We start from the raw sequence: 15,043 nt of genomic DNA, 5'->3' as shown, positions 1-15,043 counted from the left end.
CCATGCTCGAGGTTCGCAATATCACCAAGCGGTTCGGCAACCTGGTGGCCGTGAAAGACGTCTCGATGTCCGTCAGGCCGGGCGAGCTGCGCGCCATCATCGGCCCGAACGGGGCGGGCAAGACGACCTTCTTCAACATGATCAGCGGCTACTTTCCGCCGACCAGGGGATCGATCCTCTTTCAAGGCAAGGACGTGACGCGCCTGCCGGCGCACCTGCGGGTCGGACTCGGCATGGGACGCACGTTCCAGATCACCGAAGTGTTTCCGGAACTGACCGTCCACGAGAACGTGCTCACCGCGGCCGAGGTCGCGGCGCAACAGACGTTGCACATGCTGCCGAACCGGGCCGACGCAAAGCTCGCCAACGACGTCGCGGCTGAAATGCTGGCGCTCGTGGGGCTCAGCGCCAAGGCTGACCGGCTGGTCGGCGAACTCTCTCACGGCGACCAGCGGACCACCGAGATCGCGATGGCGCTGGCGCAGCTTCCGCGCCTGCTGCTGCTCGATGAGCCGACCGCCGGCATGGGCGACCAGGAGACTTACGAGATCACGACCCTCATTCGTCGCCTGCACAGGGAAAGAAGTTACACCATCGTGCTGATCGAGCACGACATGCGCGTGGTGTTCCACCTGGCCGACTACATCACGGTGCTCGATCAGGGCGGCTTACTTGCCGAGGGGCGGCCTGACGAGATCGCAGCCTCCGAAGCGGTGCAGGCAGCTTATCTTGGAGAGAGCCGATGACGCCGCTGACGGTCGCGGGGCTGCAAACGTTCTATGGCAAGAGCCATATCCTGCACAATGTCGGCCTGACCGTGAACGAAGGCGAGATCGTCGTGCTGCTTGGCCGCAACGGAGCCGGCAAGACGACAACGCTGCGCAGCATCATGGGACTGACGCCGCCGCGCGAGGGCAGTGTGACCCTGTTCGGCATCGACGCGACCCGGATGTCACCCTATCAGGTGGCGGCGCTCGGCGTGGGTTACGTGCCGGAAGGCCGCAAGATCTTCGCCAACCTGACCGTCGAGGACAATTTGCGGGTGCCGGTCGCGCGGCCCGGTCCTTGGGACACCATGCGCGTCTTCAAGACCTTTCCGCGTCTCGCCGAGCGGCGGGACAGTCGCGGCCGTCAGTTGTCGGGCGGTGAGCAGGAGATGCTTTCGATCGCGCGAGTATTGTTGCTCAATCCCAAGCTGCTTCTGCTGGACGAGCCGAGCCAGGGGCTCGCTCCGCTGATCGTCAAGGAAGTCTTCCAGATCATTCAGACGATGCGCAAGGAGGGGATCTCCGTGCTGCTGGTCGAGCAGAATGTTCGCGTCAGCCTCGCCATCGCCGATCGCGCCTATGTGCTGGACGACGGCGCCATCATCTACAGCGGCAGCGCCGCGGAACTCGCAAACGACGAGGAGCGCGTCCGCTCGATGGCCGGCGCGAGTGCAAAGGAATGGGCCGTGGGCGAGCAGCAGGGCGCACTGCGATGATGCCGACACATCCGCGATTTTCATGGCGAGGAGGGGAATGATGCTGGCCTTTTTCGAGGGACATCCCAACACAGATGCCCTGGCGTTCTACGTGGTTGCCGCGATCACGCTCGGCATCCTGCTTTATCGCTTCCATCAGAAGCGGGTCTGAGGTCGCAACGACGGCGCTGAAGCGGGATGAATTTGAGTTGAAGCGACTCGCTGCGGCTTCGGCCCACCTCTCCCCATCGGGGAGAGGTCGGATTGCGAAGCAATCCGGGTGAGGGGTCTTGGCCTCTCGATCGACCGTAACCTCTCACCCGATTTGCTGCGCAAATCGACCTCTCCCAAGGGAGAGGTGACCTTTCGCGCTGTGTCAGGTCAAGGTAATCCCATCATGCTTTAATCGACCGCCGTGCGCGGGCGCCGATGACTGTGCGCGGACAGTTCGGGGTAGCCGGTCAGCATCAGCTTGTCGGCGCGCACGCCCCAGCTTTCGAGCCGGTCGAGGAAGCTCATGCCGAGCAGATTGGTCTTCATCTGGCCGCGCTGGACCACCAGCGCCGGCACCGATTTCTCGACGAGCTTTCCGACAGCGAGCCGATCGAGCGTCAGCCGCGCCGCCTTGGTGTGACCGCCGGCGGTCTCGAGATCGACGTTGTATTCGAGCATCTCGGTCGGCAGACCGATCGCCTTCGCCGTTTCCCAGGTCAGCACGACCGAGGTCGCGCCGGTGTCGATCACCATTGGTGCGCTGACCCCGTTGATCTTGGCGCGGAATGCGAACTCGCCGCCCTGGCTGCGTGCGATCTCAACCGCAGGGGCTGCGGACGGATTGCCGCCGCCGCTGCTCCGGCCGAGGATTTGCGAGATGTTTTCTCTGGCGCGCGCGATCTGGTTGGGATCGCCATAGGCGACGACCGCACCGGCGGTCGCCATCAGCAGCAGGATGACGAGGAGAATGCGGCTCATCGTGCGCCTCCGCGCATCCCGCGCAGGCTCAGGCGCGTTTCGGACGCGGCTCCATGCGCTCGAGCCCGGCATCCGCCATGCGCGCCGGCAGCAGTGCCATCACCGCCAACCGCTCCGCACTGTCCATCTTGTGCCAGCGCGCGATCTCGGGAAGCGTGCGACCGCATCCGAAGCAGAGCTTGGTCCTGGGGTCCATCATGCAGACTGCGATACACGGCGTTTCTGAGCTCATTCTTCAGTGTTGAACGGTTTCAGCCGCTTGCACAAGCGGGTCGAACCGCAATGGTTCGCCTCGCGCTTCTGCTGCTTGTCCAGAGCATGATCTTCGGAAAACCGCATCGCACCTTTCCGCGCCATGCTCTACAGTCCGGTGCCTGCACTCATGATCGACCTGCGGCGTACACGCTGCCGGTCGCCGCTCGCTGAGCTCACCACGGGCTCCGGCTGCATCGGCGGCGCATCCTCCGACATCGGCGCCAGCGCGCTCATGACCCGCTCCGGCGGGAACGTGACGATCACCTCGGTGCCGATCCGCAGCTTCGATTTCAGCGTGAAGGTGCCGCCATGCATGTCGATCAGGCTCTTGGCGATCGGCAGCCCGAGACCCGCGCCTTGTTCGGCCGACTTGATCGAGTTGGAACCCTGGCCGAACGAGGCCAGCACAACGGGAATCTCGTCTTCGGCGATCCCGGAACCGGTGTCCTTGACGCTCAGATATTGTCCGCCCGACGCGGTCCAGCCGACCTTCAGCCAGATCTCGCCGCCCTGCGGGGTGAACTTGATCGAGTTGGAGAGCAGGTTGAGCACGACCTGGCGGATGGCGCGCTCGTCACCCCAGATGCGCGGCATGCCGTGCTCGAACACCTCGTGGATGGTGATGCCGCGGCTCGAGGCGCGCAGCTTCAGGAGATGGTGGCAGTCGGCGACGACATGCACCAGCGCCACGGCTTCCTCGTTCAGCTCGTAGCGGCCGGCTTCGATGCGCGACAGGTCGAGGATCTCGTTGATGAGGTTGAGCAGGTGCACGCCGGAATTATGGATGTCGGCGGAATATTCCCGGTAGACCGGCACCGTATGCGCGCCGAAGATCTCGCTCTTCATCACTTCGGAGAAGCCGAGGATCGCATTGAGCGGCGTGCGCAGCTCGTGGCTCATCTGGGCGAGGAAGCGCGACTTGGCGACGTTGGCGGATTCGGCACGATGCCGCGCCTCGTCGGAGATCGCCTTGGCCTGTTCCAGTTCGCCGATCAGCGCGTCCTTTTCGGCACGTGCCTCCAGCGTCGCGAGCGTGGTCGAATGCAGGCGGTGGGCGAGCAGCGCAAAGTAACCTTCGGCCGCGAGCGCCAGCAGCGCCAGCACGTAATTGTCGAAAGAGCCCCTCAGCACCAGATCAAGCGCGATCGCCACCGTCACCGGGATCGTCGCGGCGAGCGCGGCGATCGGCAGGCTCGCCGCCAGCATGCTCGACACTGCGATCACCAGCAGCATCAGGAACATCATCAGCGTGTTGGAGGCGAGGTCGCGGCCGGCGGGATGCATCAGGATCGCGGTCCAGCACAAGCCGTAGAGCAGGTCGAGCAGGACGAAGCGCGTGCGCCATTTGCGGGTCACCGCGACCGAGGGCTGCTCGGCGAGGAAGCGGGAGCAACCGCGAATGATCGCGGCGTGGATACAGAGCATGCCGCAGGTCCACGCAGCGGCCACGATCGGCCGCATCCAGAAGCCAAACAGCACGCCGGTTGCAACCACCAGCAGCATGACGACGTAGGATGCCGACATCCTGGTCTGGGCGTATTGTCTGAGCAGTTCGGCGTCGAAGGCGGGGCGGGTTCCACTGGTCGACGTTAACCGATCGCGCGCTTCGCGCACCCGCTGCGCGGAGGCGCGTCGGCTGTTCACCGGCGCCGCCACCTGAGGCCCTGCCGGAAGCTGTACAACTTCAGGCTTTTCTGCGGGATTACTCATAAACAACACAAATCCTGCTCGCGAACCGCGCGAGCTTTTTGCATCGTCTATCTGTGACGCCAAATCATTAAGCGATAACTTAAAGAGCTAAAGAAACACGTTAACGGGGAGTTAAATTAACTTTTGGCCGTGCGTTGAGCCGACCGCGCAAAGCCCGTTGCACGGTCGCTCTGTGGACCGTCGATGGCGGACGGCCAGGCGCGGTTACGCCGCGCCTGCGCCGGTTCGTTCTGCGAAGGATTTAGCGCTGCAGCCGGGCGAGCAGGCTCGACGTGTCCCAGCGCCTGCCGCCCATCTTCTCGACCTCGGCATAGAATTGATCGACCAGCGCGGTCGCCGGCAGAGTGGCGCCGTTGCGGCGGGCTTCCGCCAGCGCAATCGAGAGGTCTTTGCGCATCCACTCGACGGCGAAGCCGAAATCGTACTTGCCCTCGTTCATGGTCTTGTAGCGGTTTTCCATCTGCCAGGATTGCGCGGCACCCTTGGAGATGGTTTCGATCACGTCGGCAACGTCGAGGCCGGACTTCTTGGCGAAGTGGATGCCCTCCGACAGGCCCTGCACGAGGCCGGCGATGCAGATCTGGTTGACCATCTTGGTCAACTGGCCGGCGCCTGCCGGTCCGAGCCGCTTGCACATCCGCGCATAGGCGCCGGTGATGATCGGCTCCGCGCCCGCGTAAGCATCTTCGGCGCCGCCACACATCACCGTCAGCACGCCGTTCTCGGCGCCGGCCTGGCCGCCGGACACCGGCGCGTCGACGAACTTGAAGCCGCCCTTGGTGGCGGCGGCGTCGAGCTCGCGGGCGACCTCGGCGGAAGCGGTGGTGTGGTCGACGAAGGTCGCGCCCTTCTTCATGCCGGCGAAGGCGCCGTCGGGGCCGATCGTGACCGCGCGCAGGTCGTTATCATTGCCGACGCAGCACATCACGAAGTCCTGACCTTCGGCGGCAGCCTTCGGCGTCGGTGCGCTCTTGCCGCCGAACTTGTCGGCCCAGTCCTTCGCCTTCGCTGCGGTCCGGTTGTACACGGTCACCTCGTGGCCACCTTTTTTCACGAGGTGCCCCGCCATCGGGAAACCCATCACGCCGAGACCGAGAAAAGCGACTTTAGCCATGTCTGCTACCTTGTTTTGTCTTGGTATTTGCCTTGGTGATCGCCCCAAGGCCGCGCCGGCAAGTCCTGGGGCGCGGGCGGGGCATTCCGTCCATGGAGGGAGCCGCACCATACCCCCTCAGCGGCGGAGGGCAACGGCTTCGTTTGGCGGCGCCCGCGGGTTTCGTGCTAGGATCGGGGTACCAAAGAACCTCACAAAAAGGGGAGTGTTTCGCATGGGCGTGAGCGTGGGCGTGCTCGACCATTTCAACATCAGGACCAGGAATCTCGCCGATACGGTGCGGTTCTATGAGGACATTCTGGGCCTGGAAAAGGGCCCGCGGCCGAACTTCGCGTTTCCCGGCGCGTGGATGTACAGCGAGGGCAAGGCCGTGGTGCATCTGGTCGATATTTCGAAGACCGACGAGGCACAAAAGCCGGATTCGGGCGTCGTCCATCATGTCGCCTTTGCCAGCTACGGCTTCGCCGGCATGAAGAACCGCCTGCAGTCCAAGGGCATGGAATTCGACTCGCGCCAGGTTCCGGGCGGCGATCTCTGGCAGATCTTCGTGAACGATCCCAACGGGGTCATGATCGAGCTGAACTACGAGGCCGCCAAGGAAGAGGCCGGTGCGGCCCCGGCCGAGCGTCAAGACGACGTCGGAGCGAGGTAGCCTTTTGCGCCGCAACGCTCTAAGGGTCGCATCCGAACTGCTTTAGGAGATGCGCGGTGAGCGTGACGCAACAACAGGTCCTCGATTGCCTTGCCAAGGTGATGTCGCCGCGCGGCGTCGCCTTGACCAACGCCAATGTGCTGTCGGCGGTCACGGTCACCGACGGCAAGGTGTTCTTCTCGATCAACGTCGATGCCGCCGAGGCCCGCGCCTGGGAGAGCGTGCGGGCCGAGGCCGAGACCGCCGTGCGTGCCATTCCCGGCGTCAGCGTCGCGATGGTCGCGCTGACCGCGGAGCGCAAACCGGGGAGTGCAGGAGCGCCGCCGGCGCGCCCGCCAGGCGGTGTTCCGCCCGCGTCGGCGCATCGCCATCCGCCGCAAGGCGCGGCTGGCTCGCCTATGGCGCGGCAGGCCGAGATCCCCGGCATCTCCGCGGTCATCGCGGTCGCCTCCGGCAAGGGCGGGGTCGGCAAGTCGACCACCGCGCTCAACCTTGCGCTCGGCCTGCGCGATCTTGGCCTGCGCGTCGGTCTGCTCGACGCCGACATCTACGGGCCGTCGGTGCCGCGGCTGACCGGCATCCGCGAGAAGCCGCAGCTCAACGACGACAAGAAGATGATTCCGCTCAACCGCTTCGGCTTGTCGATCATGTCGATCGGCTTCCTGGTCGAGGAGGACACCGCGATGATCTGGCGCGGGCCGATGGTGATGTCGGCGATCACCCAGATGTTGCGCGACGTTGCCTGGGGCACGCTCGATGTGCTGGTCGTCGACATGCCGCCGGGCACCGGCGATGCCCAGCTCACGCTGGCGCAGAACGTTCCGCTCAAGGGCGCCATCATCATCTCGACGCCGCAAGACCTCTCGCTGATCGACGCGCGGCGCGGCCTTGCCATGTTCAAGAAGGTCAACGTGCCCGTGTTCGGCATTGTCGAGAACATGAGCTATTTCCAATGCCCGCATTGCGGCACGCGCTCGGACATTTTCGGTCACGGCGGCGCCCGCCACGAGGCCGAGCGGCTGGGCGTGCCGTTCCTCGGCGAAATCCCGCTGCATATGGCGATCCGCACCACCTCCGATTCCGGTAACCCGGTGGTCGCGAGCGAGCCGGACGGCCCGCACGCGGCGATTTACCGCGCGATCGGCGCCAAGGTCCGCGACCAGCTCCAAGGCGTCATTGCCGCGGCCTGAGGCCGCGCCCCGGCGGCTTTCTTCACAGGCCCGTCGTCCCGGACGATTGCTGAATCGGTTCAGTGCTGTACGTTTGTACAGCATCGGCCGAATCGTACCACCATTCCCACCAGTTGAAGGCGGCCACGAGTGAAGCCCAAACTGTGGGAAGGGCCGTCTGGCGAGCGTCGACATGGCAGCAGCACGCGAAGCAAAGAAAGAACGCCGCAAACATCTGACGCGGGAGAAGCGCGAAGAGGCGTCCCGCATGGCGTTCAACATTGCAAAGAAATCCGACTCGATCGGCGAGGCCGCCATGGCGATCGCGAAGACGTTTGGCGTCAGCAAGACGACCGCGCAGAGTTGGATTCGACGCGGGCGACATTTGGCCAATCAAGCCAAGAAGTCGCGGGAGACGACGCGGCGCTGATTGCCCCGGGGAGTCCCGCCCGCACGCGGCGATTTACCGCGCGACCGGCCCCAAGGTCCGCGAGTTGCTGCGAGCTGTCATGGCCGCGGCCTGAGCCTGCATTTCCCGGCATATTTCCGCGTCATCAGACTTTCGTTTAATTGGCGCAGTCATGCCATTGTCGCGTTTCCGTGAAGTCGCTTCCGTGTTAAAGGGCCCGCGAGAGCGCCCCGGCTGCCTTTTCGCCGGAGGAGAGGCTTGCAGTCAGTGGGAAACGCCCCTCAAGGAGATGCCTTACGATGAAGCGTCGTGATTTTTTGAAAGTTTCTGCGGCCGGTGCTGCCGCGACGGCCGTTGCCTCGCCGGCGATCGCGCAGTCCTCCCCGGAAATCAAGTGGCGCTTGACCTCGAGCTTCCCGAAGTCGCTTGACACCATCTATGGCGGCGCGGACCAGGTCGCGAAGTACGTCGCCGAGATGACCGACAACAAGTTCCAGATCCAGGTGTTCGCGGCCGGCGAGATCGTCCCGGGCCTGCAGGCGCTGGATGCGACCTCCAACGGCACGGTCGAGATGTCGCACACGGTCGCCTACTACTATGTCGGCAAGGATCCGACCTTCGCGATCTACGCCTCGGTCCCGTTCGGCCTCAACGCCCGCATGCAGAATTCCTGGTGGTACCAGGGCGGCGGTCAGGAGCTCGGCAACGAGTTCTTCAAGAAGTTCGGCGTGATCGGTTTCCCCTGCGGCAACACCGGCACCCAGATGGGCGGCTGGTTCCGCAAGGAGATCAAGACCGTTGCCGATCTTTCCGGCCTGAAATTCCGCATCGGCGGTATCGCCGGCCAGGTCCTGCAGAAGGTCGGCGTGGTGCCGCAGCAGCTCGCCGGCGGCGACATCTATCCGGCGCTGGAGAAGGGCACCATCGACGCCGCCGAGTGGGTCGGCCCCTATGATGACGAGAAGCTCGGCTTCCAGAAGGTCGCGAAGTACTACTACTATCCGGGCTTCTGGGAAGGCGGCCCGACCGTGCACGCCTACTGCAACCTCGAAAAGTGGAACGCGCTGCCGAAGAACTATCAGGCCATCCTGACCAACGCCTGCGCCAACGCCAATAGCTGGATGGCTGCGCGCTACGACATGCAGAACCCGTCGGCACTGAAGCGGCTGGTCGCCGGCGGCACGCAGTTGCGTCCGTTCACCAACGAGGTGCTCGAGGCCTGTCTCAAGGCGACCAACGAGCTGTGGGGCGAAATCTCGGCCAAGAACCCCGACTTCAAGAAGTCGATCGAGGCCATGCAGGCCTACCGCTCCGATCAGTATCTGTGGTGGCAGGTCGCCGAATATACCTTCGACAGCTTCATGATCCGCTCGCGCACCCGCGGCTGATCCCCCTCACAGCTCGACTTAAGTAGCCCGGCCTTCGCCAGAAGGCCGGGCTTTTTGCGTCTGGCGTTCGGGAAGGGGATGTTCCATGCTCGCGTCCAAGCCTCGGCACGAAGGCGGCGCGCGATCGGCGATTGATCGCGACGACCAAGAAAAGCGGGCGGTCACGACGAAACAGTCGGCGCCCTGACACAGCAACACAGGGGAGAGAACTCGCATGAAGCGTAGGGATTTCATCAAGGTCACCGGATTGGGCGTCGCGGGTGCGGCAACGGTTGCGGCGCCGGCGATCGCGCAGTCGATGCCGGAGATCAAATGGCGCATGACCACGAGCTGGCCGAAATCGCTCGACACGCTGCACGGCGGCGCCGAGGTCATGGCCAAGGTCGTCGGCGAGGCGACCGACAACAAATTCCAGATCCAGACCTTTGCCGCCGGCGAGATCGTGCCCGGCCTGCAGGTGCTCGACGCCGTGCAGAACGGTACGGTCGAGATGGGGCACACGGCGTCCTACTATTACTTCGGCAAGGACCCGACCTTCACCTTCGGCTCGGCGGTGCCGTTTGGTCCGAACGCGCGCCTCAACCAGGCCTGGTACATGCTCGGAGGCGGCAAGGAGCTGCTCAACGACTTCTACAAGAGCTACAACGTCACCTCGCTGCTTGCCGGCAACACCACCTGTCAGATGGGGGGCTGGTTCCGCAAGGAGATCAACACGGTCGATGATCTGAAGGGCCTGAAATTCCGCATCGGCGGCTTTGCCGGACGCGTCATGCAGAAGCTCGGCTGCGTGCCGCAGCAGCTCGCCGGCGGCGACATCTATCCGGCGCTGGAGAAGGGCACCATCGACGCCGCCGAATGGGTCGGCCCGTATGACGATGAGAAGCTCGGCCTGCACAAGGTCGCGCCGCATTACTACTATCCCGGCTGGTGGGAAGGCGGGCCGATGCTGCTGGCGATGATCAACCTCGACAAGTGGAACGCGCTGCCGAAATTTTACCAGAACATCCTCGATCAGGCCGGTCATTTCGCCAACAACTGGATGATGGCGAAATACGATACGGTGAATCCGACGGCGATGAAGAAGCTACTCGCCGGCGGCGCCAAGCTGCACGCATTTTCGCCGCCGATCATGGAGGCGAGTTTCAAGGCGGCGCGGGAGCTGCACGCCGAGGTCGCGGCCGGCAACGCCAACTTCAAGAAGGTGCTGGATTCGCTGACGGCCTATTCAAGCAGCGGCTACCAATGGTTCCAGGTCGCCGAGGTCGGCTACGACAATTTCATGGCCCGCCACGCGCAGACCTGATCGCGACCAACCTGTCACAATGCGAAGACCCCGGGGCAACGCCCCGGGGTTTTTGCTTGCGGCGATCATGTCCTCGACGCGACGCGGCTCTCGAACACGCAAGTCGCCAGTCCCGTCATTGCGAGCCAACGGGTCGCGCGAATGCGCGCCCGACGACAGGCTTCCGCGAAGCAATTCCATCGCACGCGCGTGCGCGGAACATGGATTGCTACGTCGCTTTCGCCACATAAATTCGCAGCCTCTGAGCTGTCGTACAGAAAAGCATAGCGTATGATCCGCGTGCTAGCCGGTCTGAAACATGCGCGTCGTTTGCGCGATGCAGTTGCCCGGAATGGTTGGCCCGGGAATGTCCGGAGTAGCTGGTGTGGCACAATCGGACGTACAACAAGAGTGCTTGAATGAAGACAGGATTGCTACGGTGCGCCTTCTGATCGTCGAGGACAACATCGAGCTGTCGCGCCTGTTGGCCTCCGGGCTGATGGCCGCAGGTTATGAGGCGGATGTCGTGCATAGCGTTGCCGAGGCGCGCGATGCGCTGCGCAGCGTGACCTATGCCGCCATGATCCTCGATCTCGGCCTGCCCGACGGCGACGGCTTGTCGGTGCTGTCCGAGCTTCGCCGCAAGACGGACCCGTTGCCGGTGCTGGTGTTGACCGCCCGCGACGGGTTGCAGGATCGAGTCAACGGCTTGCGCAGCGGCGCCGACGATTATCTCGCCAAGCCGTTCGCGCTTGAGGAGCTGGTGGCGCGACTCGAGGCGATCCTGCGCCGCCCTGGCCAGTTGCTCGGCTCCTCGCTGAACCTTGCCAATCTCGTTTACGACACCGAGAGCCGCCAGGTGTTCATCGATGGCGCCCCCCACGTGTTTTCCTCGCGTGAGACCTCGGTGCTCGAGATCTTGCTGCGGCGGCAGGGGCGGGTGGTGCCGAAGAAGAACGTCGAGGACCACATCTTCGGGCTTGCCGGCGAGGTCGCCTCCAACGCCGTCGAGGTGTATGTGTCGCGGCTGCGCAAGCTGCTCGCCGAACACAATGCCAGGATCACGATCCACACCATCCGCGGGGTCGGCTACCTGATGGCGGAGGAGAAGTAGCGTGTTCCGCTTCACGTCGCTGACCTCACGGATCGTGTTTCTGCACATCGTTGCTGTCACGATCGCCGCGGTCTTCTTGCCGGTCCTGCTGCTGTGGCTGCTGAATTCCGAAATCGACCAATTGCATCGCGAGGCAATGCGCGACCAGGCCGACGTGCTCGGCGAGAAGCTCGCCGTCGACCGCGACGGCAAGGTGGCGCTCAATCTGCCGGAGAGCCTGAAGGATCTCTATTCCGAGGCCTATGGCCGCTACCGCTACGATATCTACGATGCCGCGGGCCGCGTTCTGTTTTCATCGCACAGCAGCAGCCCATCACGGCGGACGTCATCAGATACGATCGCGGGCGCGAGCGTATACAGGAATGTCGGAGGGGAGACCGTTCGCATCCACGTCGCCGAGGACCTGTCGCACCGCGACGTCATCACCGACGACATCGTCGCCAATTTCTTCCGCCGGGTCGGCTGGATCACCATCCCGACCCTGCTGCTCCTGCTCGCCACCGACATCGTGATTTTCCGCCGCGCCGTGGCGCCGCTGTTGCGGGCCTCGGATGAGGCCAAGAATATCGGGCCGGCGCGCACCGGCATCCGCCTGCCGACGGAGCGGATTCCGAGCGAGATCCTGCCGCTGGTGACGGCCGTGAACCAAGCCTTCGACCGTCTCGAGGACGGCTTTCGGGTGCAACGGCAGTTCACGGCGGACGCCGCGCATCAGCTCCGCACGCCGCTTGCGATCCTGAGGACCCGGATCGAGACGCTCAAGGCGGACGAGGGCACCGAGGAGCTGCATGCCGACATCGAAAGCATGAGCCGCATCGTCAGCCAGCTCCTGGAGATCGCCGAGCTCGACACGCTGGTGCTCGATCCCGGCGAGACCGCCGATCTGCGCGCCGTGTGCGCCGAGGTGGTCGGGTCGATCGCGCCCTATGCGCTGGCCCGGCAGAAGGATATCGCGTTGCGCGGCACCGAGGACCCGGTGCCGGTCAAGGGCAATGCCGAGATGCTGCAACGGGCGATCTTCAACCTCGCCGAGAATGCGATCAAATACACCGCGGACGAGACCTCGGTCGACGTCGAGGTGCGTGACGATGGCTCGGTCCGGGTGCGGGATTGTGGGCCCGGCATTCCGCCCGGTGAGCAGAGCCTGATCTTTCAGCGCTTCTGGCGCGGCGATCGCCGCCGCACCGACGGTGCCGGGCTCGGGCTCTCGATCGTGCAGGGCGTGGTCGACGACCACGAAGCAACCGTCAAGGTGGAGAATCTGCCCGAGGGCGGGGCCCAGTTCACGCTGAGCTTCCGCCTCGCGAGAGAAGCGCCGGCCGCGGCCTCCTGAGGAGGTCCGCGGCGTCTTGCGTGCGGCTATTTACTCGGCTGCCCGAAATCGAGCGGCGGCAGGTCGATCTGCGGGACCTCGATCTTGACCTTGTTGAGGTCGACGTTCTGCGGCTTGTCGAGCAGCCCGGTGACCGTGACCGGGAAGGCGATCACTAGGATCACCATGATCGCCTGCAGGCCGATCCAGGGCATCGCGCCCCAGTAGATGTCGGAGCTCTTCACTTCCTTCGGCGCCACGCCGCGCAGATAGAACAGCGCAAAGCCGAACGGCGGATGCAGGAACGAGGTCTGCATGTTGACGCAAAGCATCACGCCGAACCAGATCAGCGCCGCGTCGGGGCCGACCACTGGCGCCAGCACCTTCTGCGCAATCGGTGCGATCATCGGCAGGATGATGAAGGCGATCTCGAAGAAGTCGAGGAAGAAGGCCAGGAAGAAGATGAAGAGGTTGATGAAGATCAGGAAGCCCCAGACACCGCCGGGCAGCGACGTCAGATGGTGCTCCAGCCAGGTGCCGCCGGATACGCCGAGGAACACCACCGAGAAGCAGGTCGATCCGATCAGGATGAAGGTGACCATGCAGGTGATGCGCATGGTCGTTTCGTACCCCTGCTTGATCAGGTCGCGCAGGTCCGGAATCTTCACCGCCTCGAGGCAGATCCAGACCACCGCGAGATAGGTGATCGCGAAGGCAAGCTTGAAGATCAGGTTCTCCGTGTAGAGCATCGCAATGATGGTGCCGATGCCGCCGGCGATCACGCCTATGACCAGCACCTTCTTGCCGGTCGCGCTGAAATCCTTGTGATGGATGGCGGCGAGCACGATCGCGCCGACCGCGCCCATGGCGCCGGCCTCGGTCGGGGTCGCAAGGCCCATCATCATGGTGCCGAGCACCACGAAGATCAAAACGGCGGAGGGGATGATGCCGAGCAGGCACTTCTTCCACAGCGCCCAGCCGGTCAGCGTGCGCGCTTCCTTCGGCACGGCGGGCACGTGGCTCGGCTTGATGATGCCGAGCAGGAAGGTGTAGCCGGCGAACAGCAGGATCTGGAACACCGACGGGCCCCAGGCGCCGAGATACATATCGCCGACCGATTTGCCGAGCTGATCGGCGAGCACGATCAGGACCAGCGACGGCGGCACCAACTGCGTGATGGTGCCGGAGGCGGCCAGCACGCCCGTGATGTAGCGGATGTTGTAGCCGTAGCGGATCATCACCGGCATCGAGATCAGCGCCATGGCGATCACCTGTGCCGCCACCGTGCCGGTGATGGCGCCGAGGATGAAGCCGACGATGATCACGGAATAGCCGAGGCCGCCGCGGATCGGGCCGAAGAGCTGGCCCATCGAATCCAGCATGTCCTCGGCCAAGCCGCATCGCTCCAGCACCGAGCCCATGAAGGTGAAGAAGGGGATCGCGAGCAGCAGCTCGTTGGACAGCACGCTGCCGAAGATGCGGCCGGGGATCGCCTGCAGGAAGTTCAGGTCGAAGAAGCCGAGGTAAATCGAGAGGAAGCCGAACGACAGGCCGACCGCGGCGAGCGTGAACGCCACCGGATAGCCGATCAACATCGCAACGATCAGGCCGCCGAACATCAAGGGCGGCATCATCTCCAAGGTGATCATTGCGTCGGCCTCTCGTACTTCGCGTCGATCGTCACATAGCCCTGCAGCGCGGCGATCCGCTTGATCACCTCGGAGACGCCTTGCAATGCGAGCATCACGAAGCCGGACGGGATAACGAACTTGATGGGCCAGCGCAGCAGGCCGCCGGCGTTGCCGCTCATCTCACCGACCGCATAGGCCTGGTAGAAGAACGGCCAGGACAGATAGGCGAGCAGCAGGCAGGCCGGGATCAGGAAGAACAGCGTGCCGATCATGTCGAGCCAGAGCTGGCCGCGCTCGGACAGCATCAGATAGAGGATCTCGACCCGCACATGCTCGTTGCGCTTGAAGGTGTAGGAGGCGCCAAACATCACGAGGATGGCGAACATGTACCACTGCGCCTCCAGCCAGCCGTTCGAGGAATAGCTGAACGCGTAGCGGATCATCGCATTGCCGGCGCTGACCAGGCAGGCGATCAGGACGAGCAGGTTGCAGATATAGCCGATCTTCTCGTTGAGTTGGTCAATGGCCGTACTGATAGCCAACAATGGACGCATCACGATCTCCGCGGCCGCG

General features: G+C 64.0%; 15 protein-coding genes. 9 read left to right on the top strand and 6 right to left on the bottom strand.

Annotation, left to right across the window (positions count from 1 at the left end; all coding sequences use genetic code 11):
* The first annotated feature begins 2 nt into the window (after nt 1-2).
* Both P6U30_RS22335 and P6U30_RS22330 read left to right on the top strand, forming a co-directional pair.
* Nucleotides 3-746, top strand: a complete 744-nt coding sequence (locus P6U30_RS22335) for an ABC transporter ATP-binding protein (protein ID WP_407165066.1) — start codon at nt 3-5, stop codon at nt 744-746.
* A complete protein-coding gene (locus P6U30_RS22330) occupies nt 743-1,483 on the top strand; it encodes an ABC transporter ATP-binding protein (RefSeq protein WP_407165065.1) in 741 nt (246 codons plus the stop codon). The genes P6U30_RS22335 and P6U30_RS22330 overlap by 4 nt, the downstream gene beginning before the upstream one ends.
* Nucleotides 1,484-1,864: 381 nt before the next feature.
* Here P6U30_RS22330 and P6U30_RS22325 read toward each other — a convergent pair whose 3' ends face one another.
* From P6U30_RS22325 to P6U30_RS22310, 4 genes are all read right to left on the bottom strand, one after another.
* Nucleotides 1,865-2,434: a TIGR02281 family clan AA aspartic protease gene (locus P6U30_RS22325; RefSeq protein ID WP_407165064.1), complete on the bottom strand. Its 570-nt coding sequence runs from the start codon at nt 2,432-2,434 to the stop codon at nt 1,865-1,867.
* Nucleotides 2,435-2,462: 28 nt separating this feature from the next.
* Nucleotides 2,463-2,666 carry a DUF1289 domain-containing protein gene (locus tag P6U30_RS22320; protein ID WP_280972183.1) on the bottom strand — a complete coding sequence of 68 codons (204 nt, stop codon included), beginning with the start codon at nt 2,664-2,666 and terminating at the stop codon, nt 2,463-2,465.
* 128 nt (nt 2,667-2,794) lie between these two features.
* Nucleotides 2,795-4,399, bottom strand: coding sequence for a sensor histidine kinase (locus tag P6U30_RS22315; RefSeq protein WP_407165063.1), 1,605 nt, complete (start codon nt 4,397-4,399; stop codon nt 2,795-2,797).
* Between the two features lie 241 nt (nt 4,400-4,640).
* On the bottom strand, nt 4,641-5,513 hold the full coding sequence (locus P6U30_RS22310; RefSeq protein WP_407165062.1) for an NAD(P)-dependent oxidoreductase: 873 nt from the start codon (nt 5,511-5,513) through the stop codon (nt 4,641-4,643).
* A gap of 214 nt (nt 5,514-5,727) precedes the next feature.
* Here P6U30_RS22310 and P6U30_RS22305 point away from each other — a divergent pair, with 214 nt between their 5' ends.
* From P6U30_RS22305 to P6U30_RS22275, 7 genes are all read left to right on the top strand, one after another.
* Nucleotides 5,728-6,165 carry a VOC family protein gene (locus P6U30_RS22305; RefSeq protein ID WP_407165061.1) on the top strand — a complete coding sequence of 146 codons (438 nt, stop codon included), beginning with the start codon at nt 5,728-5,730 and terminating at the stop codon, nt 6,163-6,165.
* A gap of 56 nt (nt 6,166-6,221) precedes the next feature.
* On the top strand, nt 6,222-7,355 hold the full coding sequence (locus P6U30_RS22300; protein ID WP_407165060.1) for an Mrp/NBP35 family ATP-binding protein: 1,134 nt from the start codon (nt 6,222-6,224) through the stop codon (nt 7,353-7,355).
* Nucleotides 7,356-7,527: 172 nt separating this feature from the next.
* On the top strand, nt 7,528-7,764 hold the full coding sequence (locus P6U30_RS22295) for a hypothetical protein (RefSeq protein WP_407165059.1): 237 nt from the start codon (nt 7,528-7,530) through the stop codon (nt 7,762-7,764).
* Between the two features lie 278 nt (nt 7,765-8,042).
* Nucleotides 8,043-9,131 carry a TRAP transporter substrate-binding protein gene (locus P6U30_RS22290; RefSeq protein ID WP_407165058.1) on the top strand — a complete coding sequence of 363 codons (1,089 nt, stop codon included), beginning with the start codon at nt 8,043-8,045 and terminating at the stop codon, nt 9,129-9,131.
* A gap of 214 nt (nt 9,132-9,345) precedes the next feature.
* A complete protein-coding gene (locus P6U30_RS22285) occupies nt 9,346-10,434 on the top strand; it encodes a TRAP transporter substrate-binding protein (RefSeq protein ID WP_407165057.1) in 1,089 nt (362 codons plus the stop codon).
* A 418-nt stretch (nt 10,435-10,852) separates the two neighbouring features.
* Nucleotides 10,853-11,527, top strand: a complete 675-nt coding sequence (locus P6U30_RS22280; protein ID WP_407165056.1) for a response regulator transcription factor — start codon at nt 10,853-10,855, stop codon at nt 11,525-11,527.
* Nucleotide 11,528: 1 nt separating this feature from the next.
* Nucleotides 11,529-12,860: a sensor histidine kinase gene (locus tag P6U30_RS22275; RefSeq protein WP_407165055.1), complete on the top strand. Its 1,332-nt coding sequence runs from the start codon at nt 11,529-11,531 to the stop codon at nt 12,858-12,860.
* 26 nt (nt 12,861-12,886) lie between these two features.
* On the opposite strand, the gene P6U30_RS22270 is transcribed toward P6U30_RS22275, so the two are convergent.
* Nucleotides 12,887-14,488, bottom strand: a complete 1,602-nt coding sequence (locus P6U30_RS22270) for a TRAP transporter large permease subunit (RefSeq protein ID WP_407165054.1) — start codon at nt 14,486-14,488, stop codon at nt 12,887-12,889.
* Nucleotides 14,485-15,024 (bottom strand): TRAP transporter small permease subunit, encoded by a 540-nt coding sequence (locus P6U30_RS22265; protein WP_407165053.1) that lies wholly within the window; start codon nt 15,022-15,024, stop codon nt 14,485-14,487. The genes P6U30_RS22270 and P6U30_RS22265 overlap by 4 nt, the downstream gene beginning before the upstream one ends.
* Nucleotides 15,025-15,043 lie beyond the last annotated feature (19 nt).

Origin of the sequence: Bradyrhizobium sp. ORS 111, assembly GCF_045571485.1 — a bacterium.
In the GTDB taxonomy this organism is placed as follows: Bacteria; Pseudomonadota; Alphaproteobacteria; order Rhizobiales; family Xanthobacteraceae; genus Bradyrhizobium.
The sequence above is the reverse complement of the archived record's forward strand: the minus strand, read 5'-3'. Positions and strand labels throughout refer to the sequence as shown.